Raw genomic sequence first — 19614 nt, 5'->3', positions numbered from 1 at the left:
AACCTACCCGGGGTGATCAACCTTGGATGGCCGCGCCCAGCGGAGTGACGTGTGAAGGCGACTCAGCATGAGCTTCGGTGGGATCTTAGAACGTGAACAGCGATCGTCGCTGATCCCGCCGACGGAGGCGATGAGGTTGGCTGTGCGGGCAGCTGATGTGACCTGCATGGTGATGGGGTCGAGGTGGAGCGGTGGTCAGCCCACAGCATTCGGGTGAGCAGGTGCAGCATGGACTCGATGCAATTGCGGGACCGGCCGGCGCTCGGGGAGGTGCGCACCTCGGCGGACGTTCGTTCACCGGGCGTGCCGGTGCTGGGGATGTTGGGCATCTACGACACGTTGATTTGGAACCCGACGAGCTCGCCAGATGGCGTGTCGTGCCCGACGCGAGGTGCGCACGGCAGCGGTCCCTGCGCCTGTTGGTGTTTGTGCCAGTCTGGGCGTCGTGGAACTCGCAGAGGCTCTCGCCACCGAAGACTGTGGGGCTGGCTGGTAGTTGGGGCACCCGCTTGACGGCTGGGGCGCACCCAGCCTGACAGATGTCACCAGCAGCTCCAGCCTGGTGGCCAGGTCTACAGCCGGCACAACAGGGGCGGCAATAGCCGTGGACTCGACCAAGTCCGACCGGTGTCGACTCCGCCTGAAAACTGACCCCGTGGTTCCGGCTGAATTTTGACCCCTTCCGGAAGCATCGGGAGGTGCTGAGCGTGGAGGACTGGGCGGAGATCCGTCGGTTGCACCGGGCGGAGCAGATGGCGATCAAGGCCATCTGCCGCCGGCTGGGGGTCTCGCGGAACACGGTGCGCAAGGCCTTGGCCAGTCATGAGCCACCCCGCTATCAGCGGGCGGCGAAGGGCTCGATCGTGGACGCGGTCGAGCCGCAGATCCGGGCGCTGTTGGCGGAGTTCCCGGACATGCCAACGACGGTGATCATGGAACGGGTCGGGTGGACTCGCGGCACGACGGTGTTCGCCGACCGGGTGCAGCAGCTGCGGCCGCTGTTCCGCCGCCCCGACCCCAGCCAGCGGACGGAGTATCTGCCGGGTGAGCTGGCGCAGTGTGATCTGTGGTTCCCGCCGGCGGACGTGCCGTTGGGCTTCGGGCAGGTCGGCCGTCCGCCGGTGTTGGTGATGGTGTCCGGCTATTCGCGGTGGCTGTCGGCGGTGATGATCCCGTCGCGGCAGTCGCCGGATCTGCTGGCCGGGCACTGGACGTTGATCTCCGGCTGGGGGCGGGTGCCTAAGGCGTTGGTGTGGGACAACGAGTCCGCCATCGGGCAGTGGCGGGCCGGCAGGCCGCAGCTGACCGAGGCGATGAACGCCTTCCGCGGCACCCTCGGTATCAAGGTGATCCAGTGTCGGCCGGCGGACCCCGAATCGAAGGGCCTGGTCGAGCGGGCCAACGGCTATCTGGAGACCTCATTCCTGCCCGGACGCCGCTTCGCCTCACCCGGCGACTTCAACGCCCAGCTCACCGAGTGGTTGGTGCGGGCGAACAACCGTCAGCACCGGGTGTTGGGCTGCCGGCCGGCTGAGCGGTGGGACGCCGACCGGCAGGTGATGCTGCCGCTGCCACCGGTCGCGCCGGTGGTCGGCTGGAGGCAGACCACCCGGCTGCCCCGCGATCACTACGTTCGCTTGGACGGCAACGACTACTCGGTGCACCCAGCCGTGGTCGGCCGGCGGGTTGACGTCACCGCCGACGGCGACCAGGTGACGGTGCTCTGCGACGGTCGGGTGGTGGCCAGGCATGACCGGTGCTGGGCGAACCATCAGAGCATCACCGACCCCGCTCACCGCCAAGCCGCAGCGGACCTGCGCGTCGCCGTCCAACGCACCCCGACGACCGCCGTCGACGCTCAGGTTGAACGTCGGCCGTTGAGCGACTACGACCGTCTGTTCGGCCTCGACGTTGAGGTGGCTGCGTGATGGCCGCCAAGACCAGCCGCAACGTCGCATCCGAGATCGCGTTCCTCACCCGAGCCCTGAAGGCGCCGTCCCTGGCCGCCTCCGTCGAGAGGTTGGCGGAGCGGGCCCGGGCGGAGTCGTGGACGCACGAGGAGTTCCTCGCCGCCTGCCTGCAACGGGAAGTCGCCGCTCGGGAGGCTCATGGCGGTGAGGGACGCATCCGGGCCGCGAGGTTCCCGGCCCGCAAAAGCCTGGAGGAGTTCGACTTCGACCACCAACGCTCTCTGAAGCGGGAAACGATCGCCCACCTGGGCACCCTCGACTTCATCACCGGCCGAGAGAACGTCGTCTTCCTGGGCCCGCCTGGCACCGGCAAAACCCACCTGTCCATCGGCCTCGGGATCCGGGCCTGCCAGGCCGGACACCGGGTCGCGTTCGCCACCGCCGCCCAATGGGTGTCCCGCCTCGCCGACGCCCACCACGCCGGCCGCCTGCAAGACGAGTTGGTCAAGCTCGGCCGGATCCCGCTGCTGATCGTCGACGAGGTCGGCTACATCCCCTTCGAAGCCGAAGCCGCGAACCTGTTCTTCCAACTCGTCTCCAACCGCTACGAACGAGCCAGCCTGATCGTCACCAGCAACAAGCCCTTCGGCCGCTGGGGCGAAGTGTTCGGCGACGACGTCGTCGCCGCAGCCATGATCGACCGCCTCGTCCACCACGCCGAAGTCATCTCGATGAAGGGCGACAGCTACCGACTCAAAGACCGCGACCTCGGCCGCGTCCCCGCAGCCACCAAGACCAACGACTGAACATCAACAACCAACGAGGGGGTCAAAATTCGGCCGGAACAGAGGGGTCAAAATTCAGCCGGCGTTGACAACCGGCGCCGACGTCCCAACAGCCGCCCACGCCAACGCCCGCGCATCCAGATCGGCCGGCGGCCAGCTCGCTGGCTGCTCAGCGCGGAGACAAGCCGCAGCTCAACTCGCGCAGGGAGTTCACCACCAGCGGCGCCTGACCTTGATCTCGCGTACGGGTATCTCGGAGGGGTGTAGGGGGCGTTCGACGACGGGGCGCATCGTGTGGGGTGTGATGCGGTCGCGTTCGTGTTCCTCGGCGAACCGGGTGGCCTGTTCGTGTTCGCCGAGGGTGTCAAGGGCCTTGAGGAGGTCGGTAATCAGGATGTCGAGGCGGTGGGTTTCGGCTTCGGCGGCGAGGAACCGTTCGTGGTGGGTGACTGCCCGGTGGCCGCACCACTGGCGTAGTAGTTCGTGGCGGGGCCGGTCGTGGCGGCGGTACCAGTCGTACTCCCATTCCGGTGTCGTCGACCGGCTGTCGCGGCCGACGCGGTGCTCATCGCCGAACTTGCATTTGCGGCGGGACTGGGCTTCCTGCTCGATGACGAGGTCGAGGACCTGGGTCGGATGGGCATGGCACGCGGCCTCGACCAGGTGGAGGGTGCCGGCCGGTGACAGGATGGTCCGGCCGTCGTGGTCGAACCATTCAGCCGAGGCGAGGATGTCGTCGACCGGGCCGTCGATGATCTCGCTCAGCCGGGCCCTGTCGTGGATGTCGGTGGCGCATGACACCGGGGACCAGAGCAGTTCGGCTACGTCTTCGCTGATCAGGAGGCCGAAGATCTCCTCGATGCAGGCTTCCTCTGTGTGATCGAGGCTCAGGTCGTCGATGCGTTGCCAGTTCGCCATCAGCGCGTCGAAGGTCCCGACCTCGTTCCACGGCACCCGCAGCCGCGATCCGGGGACCTTCTCCACCCGTTCGTCGGGGTCGTCGAGGAATCTGATCTCGAGGCGAGCGCTGGTCTTCTTCGGCTCGACGGCCAGGATGCGGACGCGTTCGGACGGTCCGTGGTCCGACTGCCGGTACGCCCATGCGTCGCCGACGGTGAAGCAGGAGGGGTCGATTCTCATCCAGCCGTCCTTCGGGTGAGCGTCGCTTGTTGCGTGGTACCGGGTCGTGCTGGCGGTTCGCGCCGCGATGGCGGCAGGTCCCGGCGCAGGCTCGTGCGCATCCGGCCGGAGGGTGGTGGAGGTTGAGGTGGACGCACTTCAGGCGCCGCGGTCGAGCAGCCCGTGGTGCCACGATTCGGCCTGTCGGCGGATGCCGGCGTGGGCCTGCCGGTCGTGATCAGGGCGGTGCTCCTTGCGCGGCCCATGGGGGCTCCAGTCACCGAGGAACGGGCGCAGATCGTCGGGTCCGGGTTCGGGGTTGTAATCGATGTCAGCTAGCACGCGGGGATTGCGAATGGGGTCGATCCGGTCGGCGGCGGCCCTGCCCCACGCGACCCAGCTGGCGAGGTACCCGCCGACGCCGGTCCGCCCCTCGGCCGCTTGTTCAAGGGCGGTACAGAACGCGCGGATGCCGGCTGCGGTGGTCCACGCCTGGTAGGCGTTGCGGAAGGTTTCCGCGCGGATCTTGTCCGCGGCCTGAACGCGGGCGTCGGCCATCGCGGCGTGCCATCGGGCGAGGGTGGCCTCCTCCTGCCGTCTGCGCTCGGCCGCGGCTTCCTCCTGCCGCCGACGGTGTTCGGCCTCGGCCTTCTCCCTCGCGGCCTCGGCTGCCCGCCTTTGCTGTTCGTCGGCGGTGACGCCAGCCTCGAACCCTTGGATGATCTGCGCGACGCGCTGTTCCAGACGTACGCGTGGGGTGTCGGTCCAGGTGTCCCGGTTGTCGTGTCCGGCCCGGGCGATCTCCAAGCGGAGCCTGCCGGAGTCGACGACGTCGAACTCCGCGGGTTTCATCCACGGCCGCAGGCGCAGCACCTTCAGCTCCTCGGCGGTGGGTTCGTGCGGGACCTGGTCGCGTTCCTCGGTCAGGGTGACCGTGCGTCGGACCTGCCCGGCCTGGAGGAACACCCTCGGGTGTTTCGCCTTGGTGTTGACCCCGAGCCGGTGCCCACGCCGGGCCGCCTCGCCGGCGAGCTGCCGGATCAGCAGCAACGCCCGGGGCAGTGAGTCCGGGCTGACGGCGAGGTTGGTCGGATCGGCTTCGAGGGCGCTGAAGGCCAGATGCGGGTCGGTGGTGACACGTCGGGTGTTGAGCCGGATCCGGTTCCAGTCGGTCTCGTCCGGACCGGCATCGGTGTACAGGCGGATGACGATGTCGCCGGCGTCGCGGCCAGTGTGGCGTAGATGGTGACCCGATGACACAAGTCCCTGCTGCTTGAACGCGTGAATGATCCGGCGGTACCGGGCCCGCGTTCCACTGTCGGGACTCTCGATACGGACCATGCCGCCCTCGTGCTGCAGGCGGTCGAGCAGTTCGCGAGCCGATCGCAGCAGGTCCGCCGACGAAGCGCCGCCGGTGTTGTCGCCGGGTGCCGGCGTCTCGGACCGCGGGAGGGAAGCACGGTGGTCGGGATGATCGGGATGGTGGCCATGCTCAAGGTAGAAGCGACCGGCATCGGTCGAGCACGCCCTCCACACCCCTGCCTTGCGTGTCACCATCACCAGGTTCCGGTCTTGGAGCGCACGCGCCGACCGGCGGTACTCGACGCCGTCCGGGCCGCTGAGGTCATCACCGCCGTGGATCCGGCGAAGCAGGTCGAGCTGCCGCTCATTGAGCGAATCCCATCGCTGCACCACCCGACAGTAAGGGGCACGGCGTACTCGATGGAGCTGAACACGGTCGTATATGGCAGCCCCGGCCCGAGAACGAACCGAACTGGTCGGCTCCGCCTGAAACTGACCCGTGTTTTGGAACCCGCCTGATCAGAGGGGTCAAGGTTGAACCCGGGTTGACACCGAACAAGATCCGGCTGTCTGAGATCTACGAGCGTGTAGGCGGGTGGCCCCTCGACTCTTTTGGCCGGGAGAAGCGGGCGGGCTCGTCGTGCGCGATCAGGCTGTGCGGTGTGATGAGCGGGGCGACGCTGGTTGCGAGTGCGGCGCCGACTTCTGCGGTGGGGGTGGTCAGGCCTTCGTGAAAGTGCGCCACTGCGCGTCCCGCCCCCGCTACGAGGTCGGCGAGTTGGATCGACGGATGCTCCAATGAGTCACCCCGTGCCAGCCCTCGCGGCCTGACGCCAGTCCAGAGGAATCGAAAGTCTGGGTGACCCGCCGTCATGGCCTTCCACAAGATGTCGATGCGGTCGTCGGTCAGAACCTTGTGGGCGTCCATGAGCAGGCTGGCCGGCCCGATTTGCCGTGACCACTCGTTGAGCACGGCGGGCATCGCCGGGATCAACGGTTCCATCGCCAGAAGGAAGTCCGGTTCAAGCATCGTCTTCTGCAGTTCATCAGCCTGCGCGCGGCACCGTACCAGCATGCCCAGGATGTCCGTGATCGCTCGGCGATGCGATCGGCGTTCGGCAACATCGAGTACCTGGAACAACTCGGCTACCTCGACCAACGCCTGTCCTCGGTTGCGGATGCCGCCGAAGCGGACAAACACTCTGATCAGTTCGTTGAACATGGGGGCCCCAAGCGCCCGCGGGCCCTCTTCGATCAGCTTTTGCGCGTACCGCCGAGCCTGGTCGTCCGCGTGCAGGTCCACGCCGTTCTCGTGCGCATACTCCTCAAGCAGCAAGTCAATGATCTTGGCTGTCACGAAGAACCGCTTGTCGATCATGAAGATGCTCGCCCTGCCGGCAAGCATGCCGCCGGGCTCCAGCGCCGTTGCGAGTACCTCAAGCCGCCGCTGGTTACCGCCCCGGGCAAAGTGGCTGAACTTCAGCTCACCAGCCTGCTTGATACCGGCGTCGCGACGCAGCAGGGCCAACACCGTCCCGGCGTCGCCGTCGTCGATGGCGACCGAACCGATGGTCATGTACGGCTCGGTGGGCTGAAAAAGGGCCTCGCCATCCCAGCCCGACTCGTCTGCGGCGATCCACCGGCCGTCCGGCCCGCCGTCCACGGTCAGGGTGTCGCGGGAATATCTGACGTAGGCAGGGCCAGATAGGCCACCGGGCCTGTTAGACCTACCCGGGACCGTCGATGCCGACGAGTTGCCGTTGGGGCCGGTCGCTCTTGCTGTGCCGGGCGAAACTGCCACGCAGTCCATTCTGATGCCTTGGCGCAACGTTGAGCACCCCGGAAAGGCGGAGCATCCCGGCCGAAGAGCGGCAGTCAAGCGCAGCGTGGGGTCACGCTACTCGGACTATCTTGTCCGGATACACAGGGCGGAGCGGACGCTGTGGCAGGGGTCTTGGGCGAGCCGGTCGCGCGCGGAGGACTGATAGCCCGCGACTTCGACGCTGGCGAGGGCCTCGGCAAGGGCTCGTCGGACGCGGACGTCCTTGTCGGCGGCGAGCCGTGCCCCGACTTGCGGCGGGTTGCCGTGCCGCGTCCAGAGGATTGCCGCGAACGACCTGAGTGCCCACCCCTGCGCGACCAGGAATCCAACATCGTCCTTCAGTGCGTCACCGAGTTGTTGCAGGGCTCGGGTCGGCCAGTAGTCCGAGTTTTCGCCGGCTCCGAGAAGTGCGTACGCCTGGCTTCTGACTGCGGCGCGTCGAGCGTCGTCGGTGGCTAGGCAGGCCGCGAGGAACAACGCGCGGTCACGGCTGTCCTGGTCGGGGTTGGTGATCCGTAGGAATCCGAGCCGATGGTCGAACCGCTGATCAAATTCATCGTGGTCAGACGATGTAGGCGCCGAGGCACATCGCAGGGCGACCGGGAAGTGCTTGTCGCGGTCGTCGTCGTCGAGATGGGGAGCGAGATTGGACGCGGCGACCAGGTATTCCCCTCGGTCGCTGGAGCCGACGTGGGGGTCGTCGGCTCGCCGGAGGAGCTCCGCGACGGCCGGCTCCAGGCGCGTGGAGGGCATCGCACGAACGAGCAGCGAGTCGCCGACGGCGGTGGTTCCCGTGCTGTAGACGCCCGGCTGGTGGCTGAGGGGGGTAGTGAGGCGGCTCAACGCCTGCTCGACAACTTCCGGCGGGTTGGCTTCGGGATCGTGATAGGCGAGCGTCTCCTGCGCCCACCCGTCATCTTCGGCGGCCAGCTCGGCGAGGTGAGGTTTCGCGATCTCGATGTAATGGTCGATAGCTTCCCGCGCGGCCTGGTTGCGCGATGACTGCGACCGGGCCAACAACGCCACCAAGTGCGGTATGGCTCGCTGGCTGAGTGCCGGCTGGTTGATTGCGATACGCGCTACCGCTGCGGCTTCGTCCTCATCGTGGAGGCGATAGTGATTCACTTCTACCTTCGGCTGCCGCTCGAAGTGGGACAAGACCGTCTCGGCATGTTCAGACGTGAGGCGGTCAGAGATGCCGGCGAGAGCGCTCAGTGCTCCGCGGTAACGAGAGGTCGCGAAGGATCTGAGGTCGACCAGCTCGTGTGCTTCAGCGCCTGCGATCTCGGCGACAATGTGACCCGCGATCACCCTTACCATGCCGTCGGGAATCACGTCTGCCTGCTGCGCGATCAGCCGGTAGGCGGTACCGACGGTCCAGTAGTTGGGGGCCGACAGCTCAGCGGTGATGTCGATAAAGCTGCTGGAGCACGCCTTGCCTAGGTTCTTGATGGCTTCGACGTCGCCCGCCCGAGTGAGGTGACGCGCGGCGACCACCGGCTCGTCCGCCTCGACCAGCACGGCGGCCAGGACTTGCCTGGCCTTACCCTCTGCCACCCAGTCGCTCACCGCCACAGCGTCTCGCAGTGCTCGTTGAGCGGAAATTGCTGCGGAGCGTAGTTTCTGAACGCGTAGCCCTTCCAGAGCCTCCTCGTAGGCGCCCTCCGCAGTCGCGATGACGGGGCGAGTGGGCCCCATCTCGCGTAGCGCCGTCTGCAGCGGCAGCAGTTCGTCGCTTGTAAATGGCTTCCAGCGGCCCCGGAAGGCTCGACGGCTGAATGTCCAGGTTGCCGCGTCTGTCCAGCGTTGGGCGAGGCACGCGTCGCCGGCTGCCTCGTCCCAGAGGGCTTCTGCCTCCTCGAATCTCTGATGCAGCGCACAGTGCCGCGCATAGCGCGCTGTCACCAGGCCACCGAGGGCGTGCCCGAGGCGCAGCTTCCGCGCGTCCTCAAGAACGTTCGACCAGTCACCGCTCGACTCGGCGACCAGCAGCCGCAGCCGCGTCCGGAGCACTCGGTCACTGGTCTCCGTCTCCGCCAGCGCGGCCAAATTCTGCCGCTCGCGGGTAAGCCAGGCATGGTCGCCATTCGCGAGTGCGGTCTCGCCGGCAAGGACGGCGAGTCGGACCTGGTCAGCGTGCTCACCGATGACCAGCACACTGGCTTCCGGCAAGGACGCCAGCGGGTCGAAATACAACTCCATCGCCGCGTCGGCGACCTTCACCAGTTCCCTCGCTGGCCCCTCCGTTGCCCCGTCGCGGGCGAGTTCGCGCAGTCGCCGTTGGCCGATCTGCGCGGTTGTGCTCAGCCCTCGGTCGAGAGCTGTCCAGATGCCATCCAGGGTCCGCCGAGCCGCCTCGCCCACGCGACCGAGACCCGCCAGAAGGCGATTACGCTCGTTTTCGTGCTGCTCGGCGTAGCTGCCGAATCCCGCTGCGCGCAGTTTTGCCTGAGCTTCTTCGATCAGAGCCAAGGCGCGCTCGGGCTCTTCCGACGCGGCGCGCGCCTCCCGGAGTAGGGCGGCTGCACCCGTGGTCTCCTCCGGCGTCCGGGCCAGCGCCTCACGGATGGCTACCGCGTCGGCAGTCGGCACCCGCACGGGCTCAAGCTCGAATGGCAGGCAGAAGGCCTCGGCTGTCGGCAGGCCGAAGAACTCGATGACGATCTCCGGCGCGCCGCGAAGGAGTCGAGACAGCTCCTGCCTGTCCCACAGATCCAACGTGATCGGATGAAACTCGGCCCGGAACTTAGCGAGGTCCTCGACGACTTTGGTCGACGTGACCTCGCGACTCACGCCGATGATGAGCCGACTTACTTGGAACGGACGGGTCGTCGACCGGAACTTCGTCACAGCGGCTTTGAGCTCTGCCGGGCCAAACCGCTTGTAGCGCTTGCTCTGCAGTGCAACGCCGACCCCGTCCGGCGCGAGCGCGACAACATCCAGCCCGTACTGACTCTGGCCGCGCTCGCCGTAGATCTGCGCGTGACGCAGACCCTCGACATCGCGCATGACCCGCCACTGGATCCGTTCGAAGTTCTCCCAGGTGAGCTGGTCCAACGGCAGCGACTCGAGTTTCCCGAGCACGGGAGCGAAGGTGATGGCCGCAGGGCCCCGGTGCAGCCGAGAATCGAGCGGAACCGGGGTCCACGACCCTGTAGCTCCTAGCTGGCTATCGGCCTGCGCCGGCATGGGTGTGGCCACCTCCAGTCCATCGTCCAGTGACGAGCCAGATCTCATAGTGCATGAGCCACTCCGCAGCCCACGGTACGACCGTGGCGGCGAGGAACATGTCCTGCTTCCACTGGCCGGGGTAGTACAGGCAGAGCTCATCGCCGGCGTAGACGTGCGGCAGGGCGGCAGCCCCTGGGTGCCGGGCGAGCGGCGGGTCGGTGACCATCACCTCGGGGCGTCGGCCGTGCCGATAGGTCAGCCGCACGGTGTAGATCTGGCTGACCGGGGACGGTTGCAGGCGGATGATGCACGCCAGCTCACCGCGGTGGACCGCACCGACGGCGTCCGGTAGCAGTGCGGTGATCGCGATGAGCTGACGGCGGAGGTTAACGGCGCGGGTCGGGGTGCTCGCCATGGAAGTGGTGGTCGCGGACCCGGGGGCCGGTGGTGGCGGTGGTGGTGAGCAGGCCGGTGGAGGTCATGCGCAGGGCCCCGGTCTCCCGGCTGTGGCGCATGCGGTCACCGTAACCCTCCACCGACTTGAACACAGGTCCGGCACTGAAGCCCTCGGACATGCGGGAAGCGATGACTTGGAGGCCCTTGCCCTGCAGGCCGGCGAGGTCGTCGAGCACGGTGACGATGTCCCGGTGCCAGGCAATGAAGGCTAGGCGCCGCTCGGGGTACTCGTTCCACTTGTCCGTAAAGTTCTCCTCCTCGTGCGCCGGGTTGGGCACCCACCATGCGCCGTGGCGGTTCTCGATGAAGGAGGTCATCCCGTCGAGCACGGCTCGAGCGCCGGTGAACAGGTCCTGCTCGCCGCGGTACGCCCGGGCGGCGAGGGTAGTGATCAGGATCGACGGGGGCCGCTTGTCCGGGTCGTTCGCGAACCGCAACATGCAGTGCCACTTGAGAACCTGGACAATGCGCTGCAGCGTGCTGCGGACCGTCCAGTCGGGCACGTCAGCGACGTTGAGGTGGCGCTTGGCCTCGACGAGGCTCCGGCCCTGTTCGCAGCGCCGCTTGAACCAGTCGGCGTAGCCGATCGGGTTGCTGTGCTGCCACTCGCGCAGGTTCTGGTCGGTCAGCAGGATGCCGGTGGGCGGGTGCTCGATGTCCGGGATGGTGGGCAGGACGTCGAGGTGAAAGCCATGGTCCGGGTACTCAAGGGTCCAGCAGCGGCGGCGGGACTCGCAGGACTTGGGACCGTCGGTGTGGCCCTGCCGGTTCTTCCACCGCAGGTAGGCGTGGAGCATGTCACCGAGCAACTGCTTGAGCTGGGCCTGGGTGATGCTCTCCTTGCGCCGCAGCACCCGGCAGACCAGGTCAATGTCGTACTCCCCCGTCCGGGTGCTCGGACGCACCACGGTACCCAGCCGGAAGGATCCCTGGGGGTAGATGCGCCAGTCCGGCTCGCCGTGTTCGGCCAGCCAGGTGCCAACCTCCTCGTAGCGTTCGACGGCGAGCTGCTGCAGGTGCGGGGAGATGTCCAGGGTCTCCACCGCCCCGTCGAGGAGCATGGAAAGCATCTGCTCGATCGTGTCCATCGCGTCAGTCCTTCCGGGCCGGATGGTACGGGACGTACGCCGGCGCGCGGTGGTCGGCGAAGCAGCGGTTGAAGCTCGGGGAGGCGGTGCGGCTCTCGTGGGCCGCCCGGCCGATGAGGTCGTCTGCGTCGACCTTGTCCAAGGCGAGCACCCCGGTTGGCACGGTCGGGTTGAGCCGGAGCACCCGGTCGTTGCTGAGGAAGTGGCGGACCTGCTTAATCGCGCTCTCGCTCTGCGCGCGCATCAGCACCTCGACCGCGTCTCGAGCCCACGGCAGAAGCCCTCCCCCGTCGAGGCGGCGGCTACGGTGGCGCACGTCGGTGGTGGTACCCAAGCTGAAGACCCGGATCGCGTCCAGCGGCAGGCCGAGCGGCCCGACGGCCTCGGTCAGGGCCACCATCGCCGGGTTGTTCGCCCAGACGCCACCGTCAACCAGCCGGGTACCGCCCAGCGGCATGCCGGGCAGATAGGTCGGGGCGGCGGCGGTGGCCATGGCGACGTCGACGGCCCGTTCGCGCCAGTCCCGGGTCAGCTGCGGCAGGTGCGGGGTGCGGAACAGGTACACGTCGTCGGCGCCAACATTGTAAGAGGTGATCACCAGCCGCTTGGTGCTCTCGCCGAAAGTCCGCTCGCCCAGCACCTCGGTCAGCGCGGCGCGCAGCGGCCCAGCGGCGTACTTGGCCCGGACCACGTGCCGCAGCCCCCGCAACCGGCTGCGGTCACGGAAGACCCGCGGACCGAGGTCGGTGTAGAACTCCAGGATCTCGCGAGGTGTCATGCCCAACCCCAGGCCCAACGCGATGATGCCACCGGTCGACGTGCCGGCAATCAGGTCGAAGTGATCCGTGACCCGGATGCCGAGATCCTCCTCGAGCCGGGCCAGCACGGCTGCGGAGAACATCCCCCGCAACCCCCCGCCGTCCAGCGACAGGATCTGGAACCGCTGCGTCGTCACCCGCCGGCACCCGGCCTCGTCACCGTCACCACCGCGATCCACCCTCCTCGACGATCATCGACTTTTCCCTGGTACTTAATATCACGACGCCTGCTTCCGCGCGTGCTTCTACACTCGGAAGGTAACTGTTTCGCCGCGCCAACCGGGCACGACGCGCCGGATCAGCCACAATGCGGAAGTACAAGATCGGGTTGGGAGAGTCATGAGCACGTCGACGTTCGAACGGGGACGCCTGCGGGTGGCCCGGGAACTCGTCGGGCTCAGCCAGGCACAGCTCGCTGCCGCCGTCGGCCTGACACCGGCAGCCATCAGCCAGTTCGAGAGCGGCGCAGCACGGCCCAGCCTGGAGAGCGTTCACGCCCTCAGCGCCGCGCTGCACGTGCCCACCGAGTTCCTCGCCCAGCCGTTGACCGAGACACACGAAGGTTTCTTCAGGTCGCTGCGCCGGACCGCAGTGGTGGACCGCCGTCGCGCAAGAGCGATCGCCCACGTCGCCCATGATCTAGCCCTCCACGCGACTCGGACCGGGCACTTCGCCGGCGGCGACGTCCCCCGCATCCCCTCCAGCGGACTCGACGCTCCCCGCAGCGAGATCGAGCGGATCGCCGACCAGGTCCGCAAGACATGGAAGCTCCCCGCCGGCCCGATCACCGACGTCGTCCGGCTCCTCGAAGGGCACGGCATCGCCGTCATCCGACTCCCGCTCGGAACCGCAGACGTCGACGCCTTCTCACTGCCCTTCCCCGACCACCCAGTCGTTGTCCTCGGTACGGACAAGAATGACCGGGCACGCTCACGCTTCGACGCCGCTCACGAACTCGCCCACCTCGTCCTCCACGGCGAACAAATCTGGGGAATAAAAGAAGTCGAAACACAGGCGCACCAATTCGCTGCGGCATTCCTCATGCCAGCGGACGAGATCCGAAACCAACTACCAACCACAGTAGATTGGCCCAAGCTATTCGAACTCAAGCGATACTGGCAGGTGTCCCTAGCCGCCCTACTCATGCGCGCCCGCACCCTAGGCCGCATGACTGAAAGCACCTACCTCACAGCCATCAAGGCCTCCTCTGCCCGCGGATGGCGACGCCTCGAACCAGTCCCACTCGGGCCACCCGAGACGCCATCACGCCTGCTCAGCTACCTTGAAGCCCCACACAGCAAGACCGCACGGACAGCCCTACCAGCCCACATCATCGCCGGCATCACCACAGCCACGACAACTACCGAATAAAGAAACTAATCTTCAGCAAGCGAGCACAGCACCCGTCCGTTGCGACCCGCACGCAAGGGGCAGAAATAGGGAAACCGCAGGCAGTCGGCCTGCGGACACAAATAGAGCACCGTTTTAGGAAACCGATGCTCTATCCCCTGAGCTACGAGGGCGCGAGGGCCTAGTCTAGCGACCTTGGGGTTCACCTGGGGTGGCAGGGAGTGGCCCACGTTCACCCACGTCACCCGGACCCCTGTTCGGCCAGCCCAGGACCACAGCTCGAGTCTCCATGTGACTCCGGCAGATCTTGGCGGGCAGGGTGAAGCGGCCGGCACGATGGGGTCGCGTCGGCGGGAAGCGTGCTAGTTCAGGCTGCGGCGCGGACTGCCGGCGTCGGTCGGGCGAAGGTTTTGCGGTCGCGGATGAGTGCCCGGAGGACGTCGACGCGTCGTCGGGCGAGGGCGAGTATGGCTTGCCGGTGTTTCTTGCCTTCGGCGCGTTTCTTCTCGTAGTACGCGCGGGAGGTGGGGCATTCTCGGGCGGCGATGAAGGCGGCCATCCACAGGATGTGTCGCAGCCTTCGGTGAAAGCGGCGAGGCTGGCGATGGTTCCCGGAGACCGTTCCGGAGTCGCGAGAAACCGGCGCCAAACCGGCGTGCGCGGCCAACCTCGCCGGGCTGTCGTACTCATTCATGCCGGCTGTGTGGACGAGCAGTTCGGCGGTCAGCAGGGGGCCCATGCCGGGCAGACTTCCGATGATCGGCGCAAGGGGGTGCTGGTCGAGGTGGTCGGCGATGAGGTCGTCGACGGCGGCGATGCGTTGTTCGAGGGCGAGAATCTCGGTGGCCATCTGCCCGACCACCACCGCGGCGGAACGTTGGCCGGGCAGGGTGACGGTCTGCTGCCGGGCGGCGGCGACCATCGCCTCGGCGACCTGGATGGCGTTCTTGACGTGGCCGCGGCGGAGCAGGGCGGTGATGCGGTCGACGCCGGCGTGCCGGATCGCGGTCGGTGTCTGCCAGCAGGCCAGGACCATCATCGGGTGACTGACGACGAGATCGCGGCCCAGCAGGCGTTCGAGGAGGCGCTGCGCCTGCACGAGCAGGGAACGAGTTTGCTCGCGCGGGCTCGGACGCTGCTCTGCTACGGCATCGTCCGGCGCCGGCGGCGGCGCAAGGGGCGGGTGCGGGCACATCTGGAGGCGGCCAGCTCCCTGTTCCGGTCGCTCGGCGCGGCACCGTGGATGGCGCAGGCAGAGGTGGAACTCGCCGCCTGCGGTCGGCGCCGAGCCGGGCCGGACGGTGTGGCGGGCGCCCTACCCGGGCCAGTGGAGCGTGGCGGCCGCCGTCGCGGACAATCTGAGTTACCGGGAGGTCGCCGAGCGGCTCTCCCTCTCGGTTCGCACCGTCGAATACCATCTGGCGAACGCGTACCGGATTCTCGGCGTGACCGGGCGGGCGGAGTTGGCCGCCCTCGTCCGGGCGCGAGCGTCGCGCGCCGCCCCCGCAGGTACGGACCCCCGGTCGGTTACGCGGTGAGGGCCGAGACTGCGGCGGCCACGTAGAGGCAGCAGCCGAGACAGACCGCCACCCCTGCTGCCCGGTGCCACCGGCCGCCCAAGAAGGCATGGCGGCGAGTTCATCTTCGGTAAAGGACCCTGTGGCCCTGCAGGGCCCGGTCGATCACGTCGACGCCGGCCTGGTCATTGGTCGGGGTGAAGCTGCAGCAGTCGGTCGACGAGGGTGGCTGGGTTGGTTGGTGTGGTCCCGAACAGTAGGGCTGTGTACAGCGGTGCCACGACGACGTCGACGATCTGTTGGAGTGTGGGCGGATTCTCGCCACGTGCGCGGGCCCGATCGAGTAGTGCCTGCATCTCGTCGTAGCGTCGGGTGAGGGCGGGTGGTAGTTGCGCCTGGGTTCCGAGACGGACGGCGACCAGTGTGCGTAGCAGGAGTTCTCCGTCGGGGCCGGAGAGGTCTTCGGCGACGTGGTGGGCGTAGTCCTCCAGGTCGGCGTGGAGGTTGCCGGTGTCGCGGACGGGCGAGCCGGTGGTGAGGCGTTCGGCGACCGCGTCGAGTAGTAGGCCGTCGAGGGAGCCCCAGCGCCGGTAGAGGGTGCCCAGGTGCACTCCCGAACGCTCCGCCACCTGGGCCAGGGTGAGTTGGGCCAGCGGTTGTTCGGTTGTCAGGTCGTCGACTGCGCGTAGGACGTCGGCGCGGACTCGCGCGGTGCGTCCACCGGGGCGGGACTGGCGTTGGTCACTCACGGGGCAATCTTAACGCGGAGAGCTTTGCGTTTAGCGCGGCATGGGCTACCGTTGACGCGAAGATGTTCGCGTTAGTCGGCCGGCCAGCCAACCCGAGCCCCTTCAACACCCATCGCACGCACCCAAGAAAAGGACAAATGCCGTGAGCGTTCGCGAAACCGCCCAGCAGACCTTCAAGAACCACCTGGAGTACCTGTCGTCCGGGCGGATCGAGGAGTGGGTGGATCTGTTCACCGAGGACGGAGTCCTGGAGTTCCCGTACGGCCCGGCCGACTTCCCGAAGAAGGTCGAAGGCAAGCAGGCCCTGTTCGACTACATGCAGAACTTCCCCGAGCACTTCAAGGTGGAGTTCATCGACCTGCGCTTCCACGAGACCGTCGACCCCACCCTGGTCATCGCCGAGTTCAAGTCCGTGGGCCAGGCGTTGAGCACCGGCAAGCCGTACAACCAGACCTACATCTCCGTCGTGGAGACGGTGGACGGAAAGATCAGCCGCTACGTCGACTTCTGGAACCCGCTGGTCGCGGCCGAAGCGCTCAACGCGACGGGCGACACCAGCCTGTACGCGGCCTTCGACGCCAACTAGGCCAGTGGTTTTGGGGCGCCTCGAGTCGAGGCGCCCCATCACCACATCCTCGCCAGACTGCTGTCCGGGCCGGGTCAGCCTGGCAACCAGTCTCGTTCATCAGCTGCGACCCTCGTCAACGCGATCCTCGACTCTGGGCATGGTCGACGACGGCGACGACGGGCACCGCCGGCCGTACCTTCACCCCAGCCACCACAAAGAGGAGTTATGACATGCATCAAGAGGATCTCATTGACCAGTTCGCCATCCAGCGGGTGATCACCGAGTACGCCTGGTTCGTGGACCGCCGAGACTGGGACGCTCTGGTGGCGACGTTCGCCGACACCGTGGTCGTTGACTACACCGCGATGAGCGGCGGCGGAGCAGAGACTCTCTCCGGTCCCGAGCAGGTAGATCGGTGGCGACGGGATCTTGGCGTGTTGGATGGCACACAGCACGTGGTCACCGGGGTGATCGCCGATGTGACGGGCGATACCGCCACCGCAACCGCGAACGTGCTGGCTTGGCTACGACGCGACAACGTGCCGGGCGGACGGCTGTGGCACAACGGCGGCACCTACGAGTTCGAGCTGCGCCGCGCAGGCGAGCGATGGCGAATCAGCAGGCTGGTAGCCCGACCCATCTGGATCGAGGGAAACATCGGTGTCTTCGCACAGTGACCCGAGTAATCACGGTTTCCCAAGCCGATCAGGCGAGCCAGGCGCCATCGGCGGTCCCCGCAAACGCGGCCCGAGTTCGCGTGCAACGGCCCGACCACCTAGCCAGCGCCCAGCCTCAGCACGACCGTCGACATCGACGCCACACTCCGATCCGGCCGCTACACCCGCGACTCCTCACCCTCGCGCAGCGCGCCGACCGTGGTTTCGACTGACGCGTCTTCGCCGACGGTCTCGGACAAGCCGCCCTGCTCGATCCTGACGACTTCGCCCAATACGGCGTCACCGATCGAGCGCTGGACGATCTCCGTAGCCGATTCGCCGAATGGCGCCGTGAATTGCTCGACGAGGAGGAGACCGCTCGACCTGACGGCTCCGCCAGCTGATCCCGTAGCGCTCTGTTGGCACCCGGACGCACCCTGCGCGCGGCAGTGACAGGCCTGCACTCGCCGAACCCGTAACGTTCCAGCTGATCTTCAGCAAGCGGAGTCTCTACGCGAGTTTGCATGACGCCAGCTCCCCCGATCTTGGTTGTTTGGGCTGGCAGGGGGTCTTGTCGCGGATGCAGGCCCAGAGGACGTTGAGGCGTTGTCTGGACAGGGCGGCGGTGGCTCGGCGGTGTGTTCTTCCTTCGGCTCTTTTCTTGTCGTAGTAGGCGCGTGATCGTGGGCAGTGGGTCAGGGCGGTGAAGCTGGACGTGCTGAACACTCGGCGTAGCCCGCGGTGGTAGCGGTGGGGCCGGACCTGGTGGCCCTGGCGGCGGCCGGAGTCGCGGGAGATCGGTGCGAGCGGCGAACCATGCGTCAGGCATCAAGGCCTGCGAGGCTGAGTCGTCGAGCCGGCCGGGCTGGCGGGCGTGCAGCACCCGCGGCTCGACCACCCGCCGGCCAGGCGGTCATGTCGCATCGCGCATCTCCGGCAGCCGCTCCGACGTCAGGCCGCAGACCGGCGACAAAAGGGTCAGACCGAAATGGTAGTTTTGAGCCTATATGCCCTTTTGCTGGTTGGTTACGGAGGCCCAGCAGCGAACATGGCGTAAGCGCCGGCTTGTGCGGGTCGACGCTGAAGCGGGGAGGCGGACGGCGTGGCTGTAGCGGGCGGCGGAGGGCGACGTGAAGCGTCCGGGGCGCTCAGTCCCACCAGTGAGGGCCAGTCGGTGACCCGGTTCGAGTTGTTGTTCGATCTGGTGTACGTCTTCGCCGTCACGCGGGTCACCGACTACATGGCGGGCGCCCACAGCGTTCACGGGGTGGCGCAGGGCTTGCTGCTTGTTGTGGTGGACGTGGTCGGGGTATGCGTGGCTCGGTAACCAGGCACGGGCCGATCAGGCTCTGCTGAGGGCGGGTATGTCGGTGGCGATGGCGGCGCTGTTCGTGGTGGACCTGACCATCCCGGAGGCTTGGCACGACAAGCCGGGCGGTCTGAACGGCCCGCTGGTGCTGCTGGCTGCCTACCTGGTGGTGCGGTGTGTGCATCTGACGGTCTACTCGGCGGCGGCGGCCGGCGATGCGGGACTGCGCCGGCAGCTCGCGATCACATGGATCCCTACCGTGGCTGGTGCCGCTCTGCTGCTGGCCGGTGTGTTGCTCGGCGGCTGGCGGCAGACGGTGCTGTTCGCGACGGCGCTGCTGGTGGACTGGGGCGTCGTTTTCATCACCTCTCGTCGCGGTAGTTGGCGGGTGCACAGTGCGAGCCACTGGAGTGAGCGGCACGACCTGTTCGTCATCCTGGCGATCGGCGAGTCGATCCTCGCTATTGGTATCGGTGCCGCGGACCAGCCGATCAGTCTGCCGCTGATCGTGGCGGCCGTGCTGGGGGTCGCGGTCGCCATCGGCCTGTGGTGGCTGTACTTCGACCTGGTGGCTCCGTCCGCCGAGCGGCGGCTTGAGCGGGCTCGGGGGCAGACCCGGGCGACGCTGGCGGTGGAGGCGTACTCGTACGCCCATTTTCCGATCATCGCGGGGATCGTGCTCGCCGCGCTCGGTGTCGAGGGTGTCCTTGCTTACGCGGCTGGGCACGAGGATCTGGGATGGTTCTACGCCACCGCGCTCTGCGGTGGAGGCGTGCTGTACCTCGTCGGGCACCTGCTGTTCGCCAACCGCATGCGCTACGGGGCGCATCTCGGGCGGGTGGTCACCATGGTCGTGCTGCTGGGCTGGTTACCGGCCGCGGCGGTCCTGCCCCCGTTGGCCGCGCTCGCTGGTCTGGTGGGTGTTCTGGCCGTCCTGATTGTCGGAGAGACCGTCCGGTACGCCGACGTTCGGCGGGCGCTCGGGCGTGGGTGA

At 67.4% G+C, this 19614-nt stretch carries 14 protein-coding genes and 3 pseudogenes; 8 read left to right on the top strand and 9 right to left on the bottom strand.

From position 1 onward, the window contains the following. Nucleotides 1–698 precede the first annotated feature (698 nt). A complete protein-coding gene (istA, locus tag MRQ36_RS15960; protein WP_242796385.1) occupies nucleotides 699–1928 on the top strand; it encodes an IS21 family transposase in 1230 nt (409 codons plus the stop codon). Then, nucleotides 1928–2716, top strand: coding sequence for an IS21-like element helper ATPase IstB (istB, locus tag MRQ36_RS15955; RefSeq protein ID WP_242796383.1), 789 nt, complete (start codon nucleotides 1928–1930; stop codon nucleotides 2714–2716). The genes istA and istB overlap by 1 nt, the downstream gene beginning before the upstream one ends. 189 nt (nucleotides 2717–2905) lie before the next feature. Here the strand turns inward: istB and MRQ36_RS15950 are convergent, their stop codons facing one another. The 7 genes from MRQ36_RS15950 to MRQ36_RS15920 all read right to left on the bottom strand — a co-directional run bounded on the left by MRQ36_RS15950 (nucleotide 2906) and on the right by MRQ36_RS15920 (nucleotide 12608). After that, complete coding sequence (locus tag MRQ36_RS15950; protein WP_242796382.1) at nucleotides 2906–3835, bottom strand: hypothetical protein; 930 nt, start codon at nucleotides 3833–3835, stop codon at nucleotides 2906–2908. A gap of 138 nt (nucleotides 3836–3973) precedes the next feature. Then, nucleotides 3974–5506, bottom strand: a complete 1533-nt coding sequence (locus tag MRQ36_RS15945) for a hypothetical protein (RefSeq protein WP_242796381.1) — start codon at nucleotides 5504–5506, stop codon at nucleotides 3974–3976. A gap of 187 nt (nucleotides 5507–5693) precedes the next feature. Next, complete coding sequence (locus tag MRQ36_RS15940) at nucleotides 5694–6779, bottom strand: hypothetical protein (protein WP_242796380.1); 1086 nt, start codon at nucleotides 6777–6779, stop codon at nucleotides 5694–5696. A 243-nt stretch (nucleotides 6780–7022) separates the two neighbouring features. Then, nucleotides 7023–10022 carry a hypothetical protein gene (locus tag MRQ36_RS15935; protein ID WP_242796379.1) on the bottom strand — a complete coding sequence of 1000 codons (3000 nt, stop codon included), beginning with the start codon at nucleotides 10020–10022 and terminating at the stop codon, nucleotides 7023–7025. A gap of 85 nt (nucleotides 10023–10107) precedes the next feature. Beyond that, complete coding sequence (locus tag MRQ36_RS15930) at nucleotides 10108–10524, bottom strand: hypothetical protein (protein ID WP_242796378.1); 417 nt, start codon at nucleotides 10522–10524, stop codon at nucleotides 10108–10110. Beyond that, nucleotides 10496–11653, bottom strand: a complete 1158-nt coding sequence (locus MRQ36_RS15925) for a nucleotidyltransferase (RefSeq protein WP_242796377.1) — start codon at nucleotides 11651–11653, stop codon at nucleotides 10496–10498. The genes MRQ36_RS15930 and MRQ36_RS15925 overlap by 29 nt, the downstream gene beginning before the upstream one ends. A gap of 4 nt (nucleotides 11654–11657) precedes the next feature. Continuing rightward, complete coding sequence (locus tag MRQ36_RS15920; protein WP_242796375.1) at nucleotides 11658–12608, bottom strand: CBASS cGAMP-activated phospholipase; 951 nt, start codon at nucleotides 12606–12608, stop codon at nucleotides 11658–11660. Nucleotides 12609–12810: 202 nt separating this feature from the next. Between MRQ36_RS15920 and MRQ36_RS15915 the strand changes: the two genes are divergently transcribed. After that, nucleotides 12811–13842: an XRE family transcriptional regulator gene (locus MRQ36_RS15915; protein WP_242796373.1), complete on the top strand. Its 1032-nt coding sequence runs from the start codon at nucleotides 12811–12813 to the stop codon at nucleotides 13840–13842. A 346-nt stretch (nucleotides 13843–14188) separates the two neighbouring features. Here the strand turns inward: MRQ36_RS15915 and MRQ36_RS15910 are convergent, their stop codons facing one another. Then, nucleotides 14189–14920: a transposase gene (locus tag MRQ36_RS15910; protein WP_242796371.1), complete on the bottom strand. Its 732-nt coding sequence runs from the start codon at nucleotides 14918–14920 to the stop codon at nucleotides 14189–14191. Nucleotides 14921–15122: 202 nt separating this feature from the next. On the opposite strand from MRQ36_RS15910, the gene MRQ36_RS33940 reads away from it, so the two are divergent. Next, entirely contained in the window at nucleotides 15123–15359 is a 237-nt protein-coding gene (locus MRQ36_RS33940; RefSeq protein ID WP_308194870.1) for a helix-turn-helix transcriptional regulator, read from the top strand. Nucleotides 15360–15523: 164 nt separating this feature from the next. Here the strand turns inward: MRQ36_RS33940 and MRQ36_RS15900 are convergent, their stop codons facing one another. Beyond that, on the bottom strand, nucleotides 15524–16087 hold the full coding sequence (locus tag MRQ36_RS15900) for a TetR/AcrR family transcriptional regulator (protein WP_242796367.1): 564 nt from the start codon (nucleotides 16085–16087) through the stop codon (nucleotides 15524–15526). A gap of 133 nt (nucleotides 16088–16220) precedes the next feature. Here MRQ36_RS15900 and MRQ36_RS15895 point away from each other — a divergent pair. From MRQ36_RS15895 to MRQ36_RS15875, 4 genes and pseudogenes are all read left to right on the top strand, one after another. Next, nucleotides 16221–16673 (top strand): annotated as a pseudogene (locus MRQ36_RS15895) (nuclear transport factor 2 family protein); the annotation flags it as partial. A 212-nt stretch (nucleotides 16674–16885) separates the two neighbouring features. Further along, nucleotides 16886–17332, top strand: coding sequence for a nuclear transport factor 2 family protein (locus MRQ36_RS15890; RefSeq protein ID WP_242796363.1), 447 nt, complete (start codon nucleotides 16886–16888; stop codon nucleotides 17330–17332). Nucleotides 17333–17458: 126 nt separating this feature from the next. Continuing rightward, nucleotides 17459–17715: pseudogene (locus tag MRQ36_RS33935) on the top strand (hypothetical protein); the annotation flags it as partial. A 698-nt stretch (nucleotides 17716–18413) separates the two neighbouring features. Continuing rightward, a pseudogene (locus MRQ36_RS15875) lies at nucleotides 18414–19614 on the top strand (low temperature requirement protein A).

The organism is Micromonospora sp. R77, assembly GCF_022747945.1.
Taxonomy (GTDB): domain Bacteria; phylum Actinomycetota; class Actinomycetes; order Mycobacteriales; family Micromonosporaceae; genus Micromonospora.
This window is presented reverse-complemented; position numbering and strand designations above follow the sequence as displayed.

What these genes read in the sequence shown, in the direction of transcription:
- istB (WP_242796383.1), top strand. Translation starts at nt 1,928, where the DNA reads ATGGCCGCCAAGACCAGCCGCAACGTCGCATCCGAGATCGCGTTCCTC.
- MRQ36_RS15950 (WP_242796382.1), bottom strand. Translation starts at nt 3,835, where the DNA reads ATGAGAATCGACCCCTCCTGCTTCACCGTCGGCGACGCATGGGCGTAC.
- MRQ36_RS15915 (WP_242796373.1), top strand. Translation starts at nt 12,811, where the DNA reads ATGAGCACGTCGACGTTCGAACGGGGACGCCTGCGGGTGGCCCGGGAA.
- MRQ36_RS15890 (WP_242796363.1), top strand. Translation starts at nt 16,886, where the DNA reads ATGCATCAAGAGGATCTCATTGACCAGTTCGCCATCCAGCGGGTGATC.
- MRQ36_RS15930 (WP_242796378.1), bottom strand. Translation starts at nt 10,524, where the DNA reads ATGGCGAGCACCCCGACCCGCGCCGTTAACCTCCGCCGTCAGCTCATC.
- MRQ36_RS15925 (WP_242796377.1), bottom strand. Translation starts at nt 11,653, where the DNA reads ATGGACACGATCGAGCAGATGCTTTCCATGCTCCTCGACGGGGCGGTG.